We start from the raw sequence: 16,580 nt of genomic DNA on the forward strand, positions 1-16,580 counted from the left end.
CCTCGGCGCCCGGAACGCGTCCGCCCGCCCGGCGGGGCGGCCGGGCGGGCTGACGGGTCGAGCGGGTCGAGCGGGTCGAGCGGGTGGGTGTACCTCAGCGCATCCCGTTGGCCTTGAGCAGGGCCCGCCACGTCGAGTGGTACGCGATGCCGCTCGCCACGAGGCCGTGGGCCAGCTGCCAGGCCTTGAGCCGAGCCGAGGTCGTGGACAGGAAGCTGCCGGTCGGCGAGACGCCGATCGCCTTCTGCAGCGACGAGACCGCGGCCCCGGTCATGCCGTAGCGCAGCACCATGCCGGAGCGCGGCACCAGCTCCTTGAGCAGCGAGCTCGCGCCCGCGGGCGCCGTGACCGTGCTGTAGGCCGGGCAGCGTCGGACATTGGCGCTCGAGTAGCCGGCGGACCAGTTGAGGTCCGACGGGCGGCAGGGGCCCCAGTCGACCGCAGCGACCTGCTTGGTCCAGAACGAGGTGCGACCGAGCGCGCCCTCCCACGAGAGGGTGAGGTGGATGTGGTTGCGGTGGCAGTTCGTGTCGGCCGACGGCTCCGGCGTCTGGGCACAGTTGAGGTACGGACGCCACCCTTCGTCCGTGCGGTAGGAGCTCCACATCTTGTTGTTCCAGATGATGTACATGACCCCGAGGCGGCGCGCGTTGGCGAAGCGGTTGCCGGAGTCGTCGGTCACGAGCAGCCACGTGAGCAGGGCGCCGGCGTCGGCCCGCTCGGCGGTGTCGCGCACGTTGAAGAACGTGTCGAGGGCGCGCCCGTCGAAGTGTTCGGAGTTCGGCCTGGTCGCACCGGTGCACGAACGCAGCGTGCTGTAGCTGTTCGCGTAGGTGGCCTTGATGAGGTTGCCGAGCTTGAGCGTGCCGGTGCGGTTGCGGAGGTCGCAGCCGGTGTTCGGCACGTAGGGTGACAGGCCCTCGATGGCGGTCGGGAGCCCGCTCGGGATGGGTGGGACGGTGGCGTCGCCCGCCCGAGCGGGGGAGGCGAGCGCGGGGACGAGGATCGCGGCGACGAGGGCGGCGACGACGACGAGAGCGCGGACGGGACGGCGCCGCGACGTCCTGTCGGGCGAGGGGCGGGAAGTGAGGTCGTGCGAGGGGTGGGTCGACGGTCGGGTGGGGGTGTGGTGCATGGGTGGGTCTCCAGCTGCGTGCGGGATCGGCCCGGTGGGAACCGGGCTCGTCGGTCGCGAGGGGTGGCGCCCGCCTGCTCCCGCCCACGCATCCAGGACACGTGAGGACCGGCTCCGAGCCGGCCGCAGGAACGACGAACGGTCCGAAGTATTCCTTTTGTGACCATTTCGTGTCTCAGAAACGCGGAATGTCGCCTTGACGCGCTGCCGACCTCGGCAGGATGACGCTGCCGAGACGGGTGACGTCAGCGGTTCCGGGTGGGGCGTCGCCGCGCCGCGACGTCGAGGGCGCTCGTGAGCAGTGCGACCGCGACGATGGCGGCGGCGACGCGCAGCGCGAGCCCGGCGTCAGGCGGCGTCGAGGCGAAGAAGACCGTGCCGACGAGCGCGATGCCGGCCGCGGTGCCGATGCGCTGGCCGGTCTGCAGCAGGCCGCCCGCGGTGCCCGCCCGCGCAACCGGGACGTCGGCCACGGTGAGGGTCACGTTCGGGGAGATGACGAACCCGCTCCCGATCCCGGCCACGAGGAGCGGTCCGGCGAGGGACCAGCCCGACGCGCCTCCGGTCACGGTCGTCAGCACGACGTCCGAGGCCACCAGCCCGATGAGCACGATGACGAGACCGGCGGTCACGAGCGAACGCCCCCACCGTGACACGAGCCGCCCGCCCACCGCGGAGGTGATCGCCGACCCCGCGGCGAAGGGCGTGACCGCGAGACCGGCGAGGAGCGGTGAGTAGCCGAGCGCCTGCTGGAAGTGGATCGTGAGCACGAAGAAGATGCCCGTGAAACCGGCGAAGTAGAGCGTGCCCACCGCCGCACCGGCGGCGTAGCCCGGCACCCTGAAGAGGAGCAGGTCGACGACCGGCTCGCGGCCGCGGCGGCTCTCGCGGCGCTCCCAGGCGAGGAACAACGCCAGCAGGAGGGTCCCGGCGACCGCCACCCACCACGGCACCGCCGCGGAGGTGCGGCCCGTCTCGACGACGGGCAGCAGGAGGCAGAGGACGGCCGCGCCGAGCAGGAGGACGCCGACCGGGTCGAGCTCCAGGCGACGGCTGCGGTGCCGCGGCGGCGGGTCGGGCAGCCAGCGCCTCGCGAGCAGGACGGCGGCAAGCGCGACGGGGAGGTTGACGAAGAAGATCCAGCGCCAGCCGTGCTCCGGTCCCAGGCGGTCGAGGATGAGGCCACCGGTCAGTGGACCGACGGCGGTGGAGATGCCGATCGTGGCCCCGAGAAGGCCGAAGGCCCGGCCCCGCTCGGCGCCTCGGAACAGCTGTTGGATCAGCCCCGACACCTGCGGGTTGAGGATGCCGCCGGCCGCCCCCTGGACGAGCCGCGCGGACACGAGCAGGGCACTCGTGGGCGCCAGACCGCAGGCAAGGCTGGACAGCCCGAACAGGACGACACCGACGACGAACACCGTGCGCCGGCCGAGGGCGTCACCGAGCCGGCCGGACGGCACGAGCGTCAACCCGAAGGTGAGGGCGTAGCCCGAGACGACCCACTGCAGCTCGCTCGACGATGCATCCAGCCCCGCCCGGACGGAGGGCAGGGCGACGTTGACGATGCTGACGTCGAGCAGCGTCATGAAGCCGGCGACAAGGCACACCCACAGGGCCTTCCACCGCCGCGGGTCGGGCCCGTCGGCGTCGTAACCGCGTCCTCCGGGGAGGGATGCGTCGGGGGCCGGCGGGGACGTCACCACGGGCCCGTACCCGGGGCGGCGGCGAGGCCCGCACGTCGTCCCACCGGGCGGATGCCCCCGTGGCGTCAGGTCAGGGCGATGACGACGACGCCGACGAGCGCGGCGACTCCGAGCACCAGTGTCGCCGCGGCGGCTCGGGCGAGAGCCGGTCCGGGCGCCGGCGCGGAGGGGCCGGCCGGGACGTCGCCGCCGCCCGTGGCGCGGACCGTGGCGTCCGCCTGGCGGTACCGACGTCGGGCCGTCACGGCCAGGTCGAGGCTCCAGACGAGCCCGAGGACGCAGGTGACCTCACCCCACACGCCGAGGTGTGGGGGCAGGACGCGCATCCCCACGAGGGAGCCGACCGCCACCGACAGCGCGGTGCGCCGCCACGCCAGTGAGGTGCGTTCCGGCTGCAGCCCCCCACGCACGGGTGGGTCCGGCGTCGTCACAGCAGCAGGCCGACGACGACGGCCAGGGCGACGAGGCCGAGCATGAGGGCGATCGGCAGCTTGAGGCCCGAGGAGGGCAGCGGTGTCCGGCGCCGTACGGCGCGTTCGGTGCGAGTCCAGGACAACCACGCCTGCGCCGTCGCCGCGACTCCCGCGACGACGAGGACGACCGCGATCGAGGCCCGCAGCCACCCCGTCAACGGCACCTGCAGGGCCTCAACCGCCAGACCCCCGGCGATGAAGGCCAACGCGGTCCGGATCCACGCGAGGAAGGTCCGCTCGTTGGCCAGGCTGAAGCGCGGGTCCGGCTCGTCACCCTCGCCGTAGACGGACCGGGGGAAGCGGTCTCGCGGGTCGCGGTCCGGACGCACGGGCCCTCCTCGGTCGGCTCGCCGGGTCCGGGCTGTGCCGCTCGGTCGGCGCGGTCGTGCCGGCGAGGCGCCGGCGGGTCCACCCGATCATCTCGCGGGGTGGGGCGAGCGGCGCCCCGGGATGCATCCTGACCGCAGCCGGCCGTGTGGTCACCGGGACGACGGACGCCTCGGGAGCAGGCGGCGGGCCAGGCCTCGTGTCGGCGGCTCGCGCACCGGCCCGCGGGTCGGCACCGCCGCCCGTTCCCGGGCGTCCGTGAGCTCCTGCAGCGCCCACAGCGCGTCGCTGATGAGCGAGCCGTACACCGGCCACTGGCCCGGGTCGTCGAGCGGGGTGCGTCGCACCTCGTCGCGCAGCCCGAGGAGAACGTCCTCGGCGTGAGCCGCCGCGGCGTCGAAGGCCTCGTCGGCGTCGGGGTCCCGGTGCCCGAAGCGCTCCAGGGCGTGGGCCGTCGCCCGCAGTGCGCCGGCGTAGCGGGTCAGGAACGTCGCGGAGGGGACCGGCTGTGCCCGGTCGGGGTTGGCGGCCTCGACCAGGGTGCGCGCCACGCCGGTCAGGTGCCAGAGGCAGTGTCGCAGGGCGGTGACGGTCTCCGCGTAGCCCTCCCAGTCGACGGTGGCCGGCCGCAGGGACGCGCGCGGGTTGAGCCGCGTGCTCTCGCGTCCGGTCTCGATCTCCTCGACGACGCGGGGCGCCGTGTCGCTGATCGCGTTGCCACGCCGGTACCAGCGGCGTGCCGCGTCGGCGTCCCAGTCGCCCTCGAGGCCCGCCGCGACGTCGCCGAGCAGCTCGCGCACCTGCCGGGCCAGGCTCGAGACCCGTTGCCGGGGCCTGGTCAGGTGCAGGGGGCTGAGCACGAGGGCGTTGGTCATCACTCCGATGACGCCGCCCGCCACCGTCTCGACGACCGTCAGGTACGTGAAGCGCGCGTCGGTGCCACCGGCCGTGAGCAGGGACAGCAGGACCATCGCGGGCACCTGGGAGCCGTGCGAACCGAGGCGGGACCAGCGGCTGATGACGAGCGCCACGAGCGTCACCCCGAAGACCGTCCACCACGTGGCGCCGAACCAGGTCGCCGCGAGCCACGCAGCACCGAGGCCGAGCACGACCGCTGCGACCCGCTGAGCGCTGCCGGCGATGGAGCGGACCATGGTGCGGTCGACCACGAGCAGGGCAGCCATCGGCGCGTAGAACGGGATCGGACTGTGCAGCACGTGCAGGGCGAACTGCCACGCCAGGACGGCTGCCAGCGACGCCTTGAGCAGGAGCAGCAGAGCATCTCGCTCCGGCCCGGGGCGGCGCAGGGCGGTGCCGAACGCCCGGGCACGGAGGCGGGCATCCGTGCGCCAGTCACCCATCGGCGGCCGGAGGATCGGCAGAGATCAGGGCAGGAGGGCGGTGCGGCATCAGACATCCTCGCGAGGGTGGGCCCGGTCCGTGGTTGCTGAGGCCAGCGACCATACCCGCCGGCCCGGGTGCTTGCGCCGACGGCCCACCGGGTACACCGCAGTCGACGTCACCTCGGGGCGGGGGCGACCGAGGAGGTGCGCGTCGGACGCCCTCGCGTCGGACGCCCTCGCGTCGGACCGGGCCCGGAGCTTCCCGCGTCGCATAGCCTTGCGCTGTGGCACAAATCGGACAGCCACGGGCGAGCCCGGCGGACCGAGCGGCGCGGCAGGGTGCCTGGCTCTTCCTGCTGGCGGGGCTGCTCGCCGTCCTCGCCATCGCGCTCGACTCCGGCCGTGGCGAGATCCTGCTCGTCGTCGCGGCTCTCGACCTTCTCGCAGCGTCCCTGTGCCTCTGGTTGCCGTGGCGACGATGGCCGGTGACGCGGATCGCGTGGCTGTCCCTGCTCGCCTTCCTCGTGCTCGCGGTGTCGACGTGGGCGTTCGAGGGCCAGCCGGGCGGCACGATCCCGTTCTACGTCCTGACCTTCGTCTGGCTCGGGCTGCACCAGCCTCCGACCGTGGTGGCCTGGGCCGCTGTCCCGGCGGCCGTCTCCTACCTCGGCGGCCTCCTGGCCGCCGGCGCTCCTGCGAACGTCGTCGGGGGCAGCATCGTCGTCATCCCCGTCCTCGTGGCCGTGGGCCGCGTCATCGCCCGGAGCATGTACGACCTGCGCGAGAGCCAGCGGCTCCTGCAGTCCCAGGAGCAGTGGCGGGCGGCGATGACGGCCACCCTCGCGCACGACATCCGCTCGCCCCTCACCTCCATCACCGGTGCGCTGGAGATCGTCTCCGACGACCCGGGCACCCCCGTCGCCCTGGGGCGCCTCCTCGACTCCGCGAGCAGGCAGGCCGAACGGATCACCCGGCTCGCGGGCGACCTGCTCGACCTGGAACGCATCGACCAGGGGCGGCTGCGGCTCGAGCTCACCGACGTCGACGTGCCCGCCCTCGCCGACCGGGTCGCCGGCCTGACCGACCCCGGGCAGGTGCGCGTCGAGGTGCCGCAGGGGCTCCAGGTCCACGCGGACCGTGGCCGGCTCGAGCAGATCCTCGTCAACCTCACCAACAACGCCCTGCGGCACGGCTCGGGACCGGTCGTCATCAGTGCGCACGACGAGTCCGGCGTCGTGACGCTCTCGGTGCGCGACCACGGGCCGGGGGTCGCCCCCGAAGCGGCCGCCAGGTTGTTCACCCGGCTCGCCGAGGGCCGGCCGGACACCGACTCGGTGGGGCTCGGGCTCTGGATCGTGCGCATGCTCACCGAGGCGCACAGCGGCGAGGTCTCCCACGAGAACTGCGACCCCGGGGCGGTCTTCCACGTGCGCCTGCCACAGCGCTGAGGCCCCATCGCGCGGCTGGGGCCCCGCCACCGTCACTCGTCGCACTCGTCCGCCGGCTTCGGACGGTGACGTGGCCCGACCTCGGACGACGGTGCCCTCGCTCCCGGTCGGGAACGAGGGCACCGGACGTCAGCGAACCTGGGTCAGAGTTATGTCCGCCTTCGGGGGCGTGAGCACACGCTGGAGCACTGGACACACGGTGGTCAGTCGACACGACGGGAGCGGGATGCCCGGCGCCGCGGCAGGGAAAGGCCGAACGCGGGCCCCGTCCGGGACCCGCGTTCGGCAAAGCGCTTGCGTCAGAACGACATTTGCGTGCTGAACCGACTGATGTCAGATGTCGAAGTACATCTCGAACTCGTGCGGGTGCGGACGGAAGCGGATCGGGTCCACCTCGTTCTTGCGCTTGTACTCGATCCAGGCGGCGATGAGGTCCTCGGTGAAGACGTCGCCCTGGAGCAGGTACTCGTGGTCGGCCTCGAGGGCGTCGAGCACCTCCGGCAGCGAGCCGGGCACCTGGTCGATGGCGGCGTGCTCCTCGGGCGGCAGCTCGTAGAGGTCCTTGTCCACCGGCTCCGGCGGCTCGATGCGGTTCTTGATGCCGTCGAGGCCGGCCATGAGCTGGGCAGCGAAGGACAGGTACGGGTTGGCCGACGGGTCCGGCACGCGGAACTCGATGCGCTTGGCCTTGGGCGAGGTACCGGTGATCGGGATGCGCACGCAGGCCGAACGGTTACGGGCGGAGTACACGAGGTTCACGGGAGCCTCGTAGCCCGGGACGAGACGGTGGTAGCTGTTGATCGTCGGGTTCGTGAACGCGAGCAGCGACGGGGCGTGCTTGAGCAGGCCGCCGATGTACCAGCGGGCCAGGTCCGAGAGGCCGCCGTAGCCGCGCTCGTCGTAGAAGAGCGGCTCGCCGTCCTTCCACAGGGACTGGTGCGTGTGCATGCCCGAGCCGTTGTCACCGAAGAGCGGCTTCGGCATGAACGTCGCGGTCTTGCCGGCGGCCCACGCCTGGTTCTTGACGACGTACTTGAACTTCATGATGTCGTCGCCGGAGTGGAGCAGCGTGTTGAACCTGTAGTTGATCTCCATCTGGCCGGCGGTGCCGACCTCGTGGTGGCTGCGCTCGACGTTGAGACCGACCTCCTTGAGCTGGAGGCACACCTGATCGCGGAAGTCCGCGAAGTGGTCGACGGGGGAGACGGGGAAGTAGCCGCCCTTGTAGCGGGTCTTGTACGCCTTGTTGCCGCCCTCCTCCTCACGACCGGTGTTCCAGGCGGCCTCGATGGAGTCGATGTAGTAGTAGCCGGCGTTCTGCTTGGTCTCGAAGCGCACGTCGTCGAAGACGTAGAACTCCGCCTCGGCGCCGAAGTAGGCGGTGTCGGCGATGCCCGTCGACTTGAGGTACTCCTCGGCCTTGCTCGCGATGTTGCGCGGGTCGCGGCTGTAGCGCTCGTCGGTGAACGGGTCGAGGATCGAGAAGTTCATGACCAGCGTCTTCTCGACGCGGTAGGGGTCGACGAACGCCGTGGCGGGGTCCGGCACGAGCTTCATGTCCGACTCGTGGATGGCCTGGAAGCCGCGGATCGACGAGCCGTCGAACATCTGGCCGACCGAGAAGAAGTCCTTGTCGACCGACTCAGCCGGCACGTTGAAGTGCTGCATGACACCGGGCAGATCGCAGAACCGAATGTCGACGAACTTGACGTCCTCGTCCTTGATGAACTTGAGGACCTCGTCAGCTGAGCTGAACATCCAACCTCCTGATGTGGGGCGAGGTCGCCACCCGGGAAGGAAGGGCGTCGGCCTCTGCTGTCGACAGCGACCCTAACCAGCCGCAGTTTCCCGGCCATGACCCGAATGTTTCGCCGGTGTTACGGATGGACAGGCCCGGGCAAAGCACGCGTGCGGGATCTCGTTACGCTGGTCCCGTGGTGGACCGCAAGGACTTCGGCTCGTGGCTCCAGGGGCCGCGGGAGCGCACGCAGCAGCCCGACGAGTGGCGCGGTCGTGCGCTCGGCCTGCCGCCGAGCGGGCCGGGCTCGGTGGCCGGCTTCGGCATCCGGTTCGTCGGCGTCCTCATCGACTGGGCCATCGCCTCGTTCGTCGCCCGGGGTGTGTTCGGCGTCCCGTTGCCCTTCTCCACCCCGCCGGCGACGGGTGGGCAGAACTTCGTCGTCCTCGGGATCTTCGCCCTCATGAACCTGCTGCTCGTCGGCACGCTCGGCACGACCATCGGACACCGGGTCGCCGGGCTCCAGGTGCGCTCGCTGAACGACGGCCGCGTCCTGCCGCTGCAGGCTCTCGCGCGGACGGTGCTCCTGTGCCTGTTCATCCCGGCGATCGTGTGGGACCGCGACGGACGCGGGCTGCACGACAGGGTCCCCAACACCGTCATCGTCCGCACCCGCTGACGCGCCGACACAGCCCGGCGGACGCGTCGACCAGCCCTGGCTGACGCACCGACCCAGCCCGGTCGACCGACGTGAACGGCCCCGGCACCGTGACGGTGCCGGGGCCGTGTCAGCCGAGACTGGCAGTCACGGCGGGGTCACTTGCCGCGCAGGGCCTTGCGGTCCATGCGGGCCCGTGCCGGGTCGACGCCCGGGGGCAGCGGCGCGCGCAGGCCGCCGAGCGCCTTGAGGCGCTTGTTGACCATCGCCATCTCGTCCTTGGTGATCTGCGGCTTGAGGCGCTGGACCTTGCTCGCGATCTTGTTGAGCGGGACCTCGCCGTCGCCGTTGCCGACGCGCATCGTCGTCACCGGAACGCCCGGCGCGACGCGCTCGACGCGCTTCTTCTCGGCGACGAGCAGCTTCTGGACGCGCCCGGTCGGGCCCTCGCCGACGAGGACGACACCGGGTCGGCCCAGGGCGCGGTAGACCATGGCGGCCGAGCTGATGTCGCCGGCGCGGGCGACGTCGGCGGCGACCGGCTCACGGTCGGTGTACCAGCCGCGTCGGATCGAGGTGAGCGCGGCACCGGCGGCACCGGCCTGACCCTCGATCTGGGAGTAGGCCGCGCGCTCGGCGCGCCGGCTCAGGACCACGGTCGCGGCAAGGACGCCGAAGAGCACGCCGAAGATCGCGAAGACGATCCACATGTGCAGCAGCAGGCCTGCCACGAGCAGGACACCGAACACGACGAGGAAGGACAGCAGCATCCACCAGCCGATGGAGGGGTCCGCCGCCCTCGCCGCGCGGTAGACGTCGCGGATCTGGGACAGCCGTCCCTGCTTCTGGTCAGTGGGCGCGCCCGAGGCGCCGTCCGTGTTGCGTGCCATGGGCTCAGGATACGGCGCGGGTCTCGCGGGCCACCAATGCCGCCGCCTCCTGGCGTGCGGGGGACCCGGCCGCCTCGGCGATGTGGGACAGGTGCTCCGGGATGGGCCGGCCCCACTTGCGCATCGCGGTGGCCCACAGGCGCCCCGCCCGGTAGGACGAGCGCACGAGGGGGCCGGCCATGACGCCCTTGAAGCCGAGGCCCTCGGCCACGTCCGACCAGTGCACGAACTCCTCCGGCTTGACCCAGCGGTCGATGGGGTGGTGCAGCTTCGACGGGCGCAGGTACTGGGTGATCGTCAGGATGTCGCACCCGGCGTCGTGCAGGTCACGGATGGCCTCCTCGATCTCGGCGTCGGTCTCGCCCATGCCGAGGATGAGGTTGGACTTGGTGACGAGCTGCGCCTCGCGCGCCATCGTGAGCACCTTGAGCGACTTCTCGTACGTGAAGGCCGGGCGGATCCGCTTGAAGATGCGCGGCACCGTCTCGAGGTTGTGGGCGAACACCTCGGGGCGGGCGTCGAAGACCTGTCCGACGAGCTCGGGCTTCGCGCCGAAGTCGGGCGGCAGGATCTCGACGCCGGTGTTGGGGTTGAGCAGGTGGATCTGGCGGATGGTCTCGGCGTAGAGCCCGGCGGCGCCGTCGGGCTGGTCGTCGCGGGCGACGCCGGTGACGGTCGAGTAGCGCAGGCCCATCCGGCGCACCGACTCGGCGACGCGTCGCGGCTCGTCGAGGTCGAGGGCGGTGGGCCGTCCCGTGGCGATGTCGCAGAAGTCGCACCGCCGGGTGCAGACGTCACCGCCGATGAGGAAGGTCGCCTCCTTGTCCTCCCAGCACTCGAAGATGTTGGGGCAGCCGGCCTCCTGGCACACGGTGTGCAGGCCCTCGGACTTCACCATCGAGTGCAGGGCGGTGTACTCGGGGCCCATCTTCGCGGTGGTGCGGATCCAGGAGGGCTTGCGCTCGATGGGGGTCTCGGCGTTGCGCGCCTCGACGCGCAGCAGACGACGGCCGTCGGGAACGACAGACACACGGGCTCCTTGGTCGGGATTTGCTGCTCCGCACAGGTTACGCCTCGCACGCCGGGCTCCCGACCACGGAGGTCGGCCCCGCCGCGGGGCCGCGACTCGTTCAGCGAGCGAGGTGGCCCCGCACCTCGGCCAGCCGGTCGGTGAGGAAGGCTCGCTCGACGTCGTTGCCCGAGAGCGCGATCGCCTCCTCGTACGCCGCCTCGGCCTCGTCCCAGGCCTCGAGGCGACGAAGCAGGTCGGCCCGCGTCGCGCTGAGGTAGGGGTAGGTCGCCAGCGCCGGGTCGCCCGTCAGGGGCTCCAGCGCGCGCAGCCCGGCCGCGGCGCCGTCCCGGAACCCCAGCGCCGCGGCACGGCCGAGCCGGACGACCGGGGACGGCCACAGCCGGAGCAGCACGTCGTACAGCCCGGTGACCTCGGCCCAGTCGGTGGCCTCCCAGGACGGCGCCTCGGAGTGGACCGCGGCGATGGCGGCCTCGACGGTGAACCGGTCCGGGGGAGCAGCGGCGAGCGCCTCGGCGACGAGCGCCGTGGCCTCGTCGATGAGCGCCCGGTCCCACAGCGCCCGGTCCTGGTCGGCGAGCAGGACGAGCGTGCCGTCCTCCGCGACGCGCGTCGCACGACGGGCCTGCGCGAAGAGCACGAGCGCGAGCAGACCGGCGACCCGCGGCTCGCCGGGCAGCAGGTCATGCAGCAGGCGGCCCATCCCGACGGCGACCTCGACGAGGTCCTGGCGCACGTGGGAGGAACCCGAGGGTGCGGCGTGCCCGGTCGTGAGCACGAGGTGGACGACGTCCAGGACGGGGCCGAGGCGCTCGGGCAGCTCCGTGCGGCCCGGCACGCGGAACGGGATCCGCGCGGCCGCGATCTTCTTCTTGGCCCGGGTGATCCGGGCCGCCATCGTCGCCTCCTGCACGAGGAAGGCACGCGCGACCTCACCGGTCGACAGGCCGCAGACGAGGCGCAGGGTGAGCGCCACCTGAGCCTCCGGCGCGAGGGCCGGGTGGCAGCAGGTGAACACGAGCCGGAGCCGGTCGTCGGGCACCAAGGTGCCGGCGGGCCCCTCGACGACGGTCGTGACGGCCTCATCCTCGATGACGAGCAGCGGCAGCAGCCGCCGGGCGTGCGCCTCCCGGCGGACGACGTCGCGGGCCCGGTTGCCGGCGACGGTGGTCAGCCAGGCCCCGGGCCGCGCCGGGATGCCGTCGGCCGGCCACCGCTCGAGGGCACGCTCGTACGCGTCCTGGGTGCACTCCTCCGCGACGTCGAGGTCACGGGTGACCCGCACCGTCGAGGCGAGCACGCGTGCCCACTCCTCGTGGTGGGCCCGCGCGACCGCCTCTGCGACATGCGGCGATGGCTCGGTGGGCACGACCGCCTCAGCCGTGGTCGACGATCGGGCGCACCTCGACGGCTCCGTGCTGCTCGCGCAGCTCCGGGAGCATCCGCGCGAGGGCGACGGCGGCATCGAGGTCGGGCACGTCCAGGACGTAGAACCCGCCGAGTGCCTCCTTGGTCTCCATGAACGGCCCGTCGGTCACGACGGGCGCATCACCTCCGGCGGCGCGCAGCGTCGTGGCCGTGCTGACCGACTCGAGCTGCGCGCCGCTGAGGCCGGCGGGGCCGGCTGCGGTGGAGAAGGCGACGTGCGCGGCCTCCTTCGCCTCCAGCTGGTCCGACGTCTGGGCCTCCCACTCCTGCTCGCTGCCGTAGATGAGGACGAGGTACCTGGCCATGTCTGCTCCTTCGTGGCGTCCACCGGTCCCTCCGGCTTGCACGTACGACGAACGGGAGTCGGCCGGATCGACAGGCGGGTCCGGACTGCTGTGCGCGTCAGCTCACGTCGCGGCGCCGGAAGGCCACGAGCCCGGCCACGACGCCGACCACCGCCAGCACGAGGAGGTAGACCCAGGCGTGCGTGTAGCTCAGGGTGTGCTCGGTGAAGACGCACTCGCTCTCGGTGCACGACTCCGCCAGGTAGGTGCCGCCCTTCTCGATGAACGCCGACACGTTCGTCCCCACGGTCCACGGCCTGAGCTGGCCCTGGAGGAAGGCCTGGACGGCGACGAGCTCGACGGCGACGGCGTAGCCGAGCACCGAGAGCACCGCCGCAGAGGTGTGCCGCAGCACGAGGGCGAGGCACGCGCCTCCGACACCGCCGAGCACGACGAGCACGAGCACGCGCGCAAGCAGCTGGGGGAGGGAGTCGGTGAGCGGCGTCGGGTCGGGGATCTTCAGGTCGGACCCCGGGCGGTTGACGACGGCGACCATGCGGGCGCCGGCGTTGAGCAGCGCGAGCGCGACACCACCGAGGGCGGCCGACGCGAGCCCGACGGCCACGAGCTTGCTCGCGGCGGTCCGCAGGCGCCGTGGCTGGAAGGTGAGCCACGTCGACATCGACCCGGAGGTGAACTCGGCTCCGACGGTGCTGGCGCCGAGGACGAAGGCCAGGAAGGCGAGCAGGGAGGCCGCGAAGGTCGCGGCGGTGGCGGTGATGCCGTCGGCGACGGGCGGTACGACGCCCATGTCCTCCGGGGAGGGGACCAGGCCCACCTGGTCGCAGCCGAAGTCGATGGTCCGGTCACCCGAGCGGTCCCGTTCGGCCTGCTGGTCGCTGCGGCACTGGGCGACCTGGGCGGGCAGGTCGCGCTTGGCCTGCTCGACCACGATCGTGTAGTTGTCGAGCGCCTGGGCGAGCCTCTCGGGTTGGGTCGTGGTGTACGCGTTGTAGACCGTCACCCCGACGAACCCGACGACGGCCACGAGCAGCACCCGCGTCAGGCGTCGCCACCAGATCCGGCGCAGCTCGACCCCGACGAGGCCGGGGAACGACGTGCCCGTGGGGTGCACCTGCGAACGCGGACGCGACCGTGACGTCAGCAGCGTGCCGCTCATGCGGCACCTCCCTCGACGCCGGATTGCGCGTCGGCAGCGGACCCGAGCTCCTCGCCGGCGGTCAGGGCCAGGAAGGCGGACTCGAGGTCCGGCCGCTGGGGCACCAGCTCGCCGACGAACAGGCCGTGCCCGGCGAGTGCTCGGGTGACGCTCGCCCCGTCGTCGGTCGTGACGAGCAGGTGGGCGCCGTCGCGGGTGACCTCGAAGCCGTCGGCGCGCAGGACCTGCTCGGCGCGGTCCGGGCTGGAGACGCCGACGCGGACCCTCGCCGAGGTGGCCGCGCCGAGGATCTCCTCGACGCGTCCCTCGGCGAGCAGCCGGCCGTGTCCGACGATCGACACCGTGTCGGCCACCTGCTCCACCTCGGCGAGGATGTGCGAGCTGACGAGCACGGTGCGGCCCTGGTCGCCGAGCGCGCGCATCGTGTCGCGGACCTCGCGGATGCCGGCCGGGTCGAGGCCGTTGGTCGGCTCGTCGAGGACGAGGAGGTCGGGGTCCTTGAGCAGCGTCGCGGCGATGGCGAGGCGCTGACGCATGCCGAGCGAGAACGACCCGTACCGGTCGCGGCCCCGGTCGAGCAGGTGCGTGGCCTCGAGCACCTCCTCGACGCGTCCGCGTGGCGTGCCGATGCCGCTCGCGAGGAGCGCGAGGTTCTGGCGGGCGGTGAAGGCGGGGAAGAACTTCGGCGACTCGACGATGGCCCCGACGCGGTCCGCGACGTGTGGCAGTCGCCGGGGGACCGGCTCACCCAGCACCTCCGCCGAGCCGGAGTCGGGGCGGACGAGGCCGAGCAGCATCCGGATCGTCGTCGTCTTGCCGCTGCCGTTCGGGCCGAGGAACCCGTGGACCCCGCCCAGGGGCACCGCCATCGACAGACCGGACACGGCGACCTGTCGGCCGCGTCGGCTCAGGTAGGTCTTGCGCAGGTCGACGGTGCGGACGGCGACGTCCATGGTTCCCCCGTGGTGGCCGGTTGCGGTGGTGGCTGCGGCGGTGCCGCGGTCGTGCATCGGTGCAGCGCTGGGCGCTGCGGCTCACCCTAGGGGGTCGGCGGCGTCGCGGTCAGGCGTCGGCGCCAGACGTCGCGGTCAGACGTCGCGGTCAGACGTCGCGGTCAGACGTCGCGTCAGACGAGCGGCTCGGCCAGGGCGCGTCGGTTCGGTCGGAGCGTCGGCAGGATGTCGGCCAGGTGCCGCTCCACGTGGGGAAGCACCTCGGTGACGGGGACGTCGCGACCCAGCTCGGCCGACAGGGACGTGACACCGGCATCGGGGATGCCGCACGGGACGATGACCTGCCCCCACGACAGGTCAGGGTCGCAGTTGAAGGCGAAGCCGTGCATCGCCACCTGCCGGCTGACCCGGATCCCGATGGCGCCGATCTTGCGGCGCGGGCCGCGGTCGTCGGCGGCGATCCACGTGCCGCTCTCGCCCTCGGACCGGCCGGCCTCGACGCCGAAGTCGGCGCAGACGCGGATCATCATCTCCTCGAGGGCACGGACGTAGCCGACGACGTCGATGGGCGCGGGAAGCCGGACGATGGGGTAGCCGGTGATCTGGCCGGGGCCGTGCCAGGTGATCTTGCCGCCGCGGTCGACGTCGACGACCGGCGTACCGTCCTTGGGGCGCTCGTGCGGCTCGGTGCGCTTGCCGGCGGTGTAGACGGCGCAGTGCTCGAGCAGGTAGACGGTGTCGGGCTCCTCGCCCGCGAGGACCTTGGCGTGGGTGTCGCGCTGCACCTGCCAGGCCCGCTCGTAGTCGACGAAGTCCGGGTCGAGGCCGAGGTGCACGAAACGCATGGCGCCAGCGTACGCCGGGCCGCAGCCGGGTCCGCGCCGTGTGGTTGGGTGGGCGCATGCCGCCGAGCGTCCCCGACTCCCGCCCCCTCCGCGTCGGCCTCGTCGGCTACGGCTCGGCAGGGCGCGGCATCCACGCGCCCCTGCTCACTCGCGCCGGCCTCACGCTCGCGGCGGTCTCCACGTCGAACGCCGAGCGTGCCGCCCAGGTCCGCTCCGACCACCCCGAGGCCGAGGTCGTGCCCGACCTCGAGGCGCTGCTCGGGGTCAGCGGCCTCGACCTCGTCGTGCTCGCCTCGCCGAGCGGGGTGCACGGCGAGCAGGCCGAGACCGTCATCGGGGCCGGGCTGCCCCTCGTCGTCGACAAGCCCCTCGCCGTCGACGCGAGCCGGGCGCTGCGCGTCGTCGACCTCGCGGCCCACCACGGCGTGCCGCTCACGGTGTTCAACAACCGACGCTTCGACCCCGAGCTGGCGGCGCTGCGCCGGGTGCGTGACGACGACGTCATCGGAACCATCTGGCGCGCCGAGTACCGCTGGGACCGTTGGCGGCCCGTGCCGAAGCAACGGTGGCGCGAGCAGGTCACGGCCGAGGAGGGCGGCGGCCTGCTGCTCGACCTGCAGACCCACCTCGTCGACCAGGCGGTGCTGCTCCACGGCGAGGTCCTGTCGGTCTACGCCGAGCTCGACGCGCGCACGACGGTCGGTGAGGACGACACCTTCCTCGCCTGCCGGCACACCACCGGCGTCGTCAGCCACCTCATGGCCTCCTCGGTCAACGGGGCGCCGGGCCCGCGCGCCCGGGTCGCCGGCTCGGACGGCGCGTACGTCATCGGCAAGCAGGTCGACGACGTCAGCGTCTTCACCGAGTTCTTCAACGAGGGTGACGCCGTCGGCTGGGTGGTGCGCGGCGACGACCGTGAGCCGGGTCCCGTCGTCACCGACGCCGACCAGGCCGACTTCTACCGCGCGGTGGCCGGGGCGCTCGCCACGGACGACCCGCAACCCACGATGCCGGTCGACCCGCGCGACGCCGTCCACGTGCTGGCCGTCGTCGACGCGGCGCGGGTCAGCGCGCGCGACGGTCGCGTCGTCGAGGTGGTGACCCCGGGGCAGAGCCCCGACTGACCGCCCGGGGCCTGTGGATGA

Annotated in this window: 16 protein-coding genes; 3 read left to right on the forward strand and 13 right to left on the reverse strand. The window is 72.7% G+C overall.

All coding sequences use genetic code 11. From position 1 onward, the window contains the following. Positions 1-94: 94 nt before the first annotated feature. From AC1VM9_RS16495 to AC1VM9_RS16515, 5 genes are all read right to left on the reverse strand, one after another. Positions 95-1,135, reverse strand: coding sequence for a peptidoglycan-binding domain-containing protein (locus tag AC1VM9_RS16495; RefSeq protein WP_483123415.1), 1,041 nt, complete (start codon positions 1,133-1,135; stop codon positions 95-97). 245 nt (positions 1,136-1,380) lie between these two features. Beyond that, positions 1,381-2,835, reverse strand: coding sequence for an MFS transporter (locus AC1VM9_RS16500; protein WP_483123416.1), 1,455 nt, complete (start codon positions 2,833-2,835; stop codon positions 1,381-1,383). A gap of 68 nt (positions 2,836-2,903) precedes the next feature. Next, positions 2,904-3,269, reverse strand: coding sequence for a DUF202 domain-containing protein (locus tag AC1VM9_RS16505; RefSeq protein WP_481345091.1), 366 nt, complete (start codon positions 3,267-3,269; stop codon positions 2,904-2,906). Further along, a complete protein-coding gene (locus tag AC1VM9_RS16510) occupies positions 3,266-3,640 on the reverse strand; it encodes a YidH family protein (protein ID WP_481341931.1) in 375 nt (124 codons plus the stop codon). Before AC1VM9_RS16510 ends, AC1VM9_RS16505 begins: the two co-directional genes overlap by 4 nt. A gap of 150 nt (positions 3,641-3,790) precedes the next feature. After that, on the reverse strand, positions 3,791-4,999 hold the full coding sequence (locus AC1VM9_RS16515) for an FUSC family protein (RefSeq protein ID WP_481341932.1): 1,209 nt from the start codon (positions 4,997-4,999) through the stop codon (positions 3,791-3,793). 266 nt (positions 5,000-5,265) lie between these two features. On the opposite strand from AC1VM9_RS16515, the gene AC1VM9_RS16520 reads away from it, so the two are divergent. Continuing rightward, entirely contained in the window at positions 5,266-6,429 is a 1,164-nt protein-coding gene (locus AC1VM9_RS16520) for a sensor histidine kinase (protein ID WP_483123418.1), read from the forward strand. Positions 6,430-6,762: 333 nt separating this feature from the next. Here the strand turns inward: AC1VM9_RS16520 and glnA are convergent, their stop codons facing one another. Beyond that, entirely contained in the window at positions 6,763-8,187 is a 1,425-nt protein-coding gene (glnA, locus tag AC1VM9_RS16525; protein ID WP_481341934.1) for a type I glutamate--ammonia ligase, read from the reverse strand. 176 nt (positions 8,188-8,363) lie between these two features. Here glnA and AC1VM9_RS16530 point away from each other — a divergent pair, with 176 nt between their 5' ends. Continuing rightward, positions 8,364-8,846, forward strand: a complete 483-nt coding sequence (locus AC1VM9_RS16530; protein WP_481341935.1) for an RDD family protein — start codon at positions 8,364-8,366, stop codon at positions 8,844-8,846. Between the two features lie 137 nt (positions 8,847-8,983). Here AC1VM9_RS16530 and AC1VM9_RS16535 read toward each other — a convergent pair whose 3' ends face one another. The 7 genes from AC1VM9_RS16535 to lipB form a co-directional block, all read right to left on the reverse strand. After that, positions 8,984-9,715 (reverse strand): DUF4191 domain-containing protein, encoded by a 732-nt coding sequence (locus tag AC1VM9_RS16535; RefSeq protein ID WP_481345087.1) that lies wholly within the window; start codon positions 9,713-9,715, stop codon positions 8,984-8,986. A 4-nt stretch (positions 9,716-9,719) separates the two neighbouring features. Further along, positions 9,720-10,745: a lipoyl synthase gene (lipA, locus tag AC1VM9_RS16540; RefSeq protein ID WP_483123419.1), complete on the reverse strand. Its 1,026-nt coding sequence runs from the start codon at positions 10,743-10,745 to the stop codon at positions 9,720-9,722. Positions 10,746-10,845: 100 nt separating this feature from the next. After that, complete coding sequence (locus tag AC1VM9_RS16545) at positions 10,846-12,114, reverse strand: RNA polymerase sigma factor (RefSeq protein WP_483123421.1); 1,269 nt, start codon at positions 12,112-12,114, stop codon at positions 10,846-10,848. A 7-nt stretch (positions 12,115-12,121) separates the two neighbouring features. Then, complete coding sequence (locus tag AC1VM9_RS16550; RefSeq protein WP_481345084.1) at positions 12,122-12,478, reverse strand: YciI family protein; 357 nt, start codon at positions 12,476-12,478, stop codon at positions 12,122-12,124. A gap of 97 nt (positions 12,479-12,575) precedes the next feature. Continuing rightward, a complete protein-coding gene (locus AC1VM9_RS16555; RefSeq protein ID WP_483123422.1) occupies positions 12,576-13,637 on the reverse strand; it encodes a hypothetical protein in 1,062 nt (353 codons plus the stop codon). Then, the gene (locus tag AC1VM9_RS16560) at positions 13,634-14,590 is read right to left on the reverse strand and encodes an ABC transporter ATP-binding protein (protein WP_483123423.1); all 957 of its coding nucleotides are present in this window, start codon (positions 14,588-14,590) and stop codon (positions 13,634-13,636) included. Before AC1VM9_RS16560 ends, AC1VM9_RS16555 begins: the two co-directional genes overlap by 4 nt. A gap of 173 nt (positions 14,591-14,763) precedes the next feature. Further along, positions 14,764-15,435, reverse strand: coding sequence for a lipoyl(octanoyl) transferase LipB (lipB, locus tag AC1VM9_RS16565; protein ID WP_483123425.1), 672 nt, complete (start codon positions 15,433-15,435; stop codon positions 14,764-14,766). A gap of 56 nt (positions 15,436-15,491) precedes the next feature. On the opposite strand from lipB, the gene AC1VM9_RS16570 reads away from it, so the two are divergent. Continuing rightward, a complete protein-coding gene (locus tag AC1VM9_RS16570; RefSeq protein WP_483123426.1) occupies positions 15,492-16,559 on the forward strand; it encodes a Gfo/Idh/MocA family protein in 1,068 nt (355 codons plus the stop codon). Positions 16,560-16,580: the final 21 nt, after the last annotated feature.

The organism is Monashia sp. HAY1-11D, assembly GCF_056868035.1.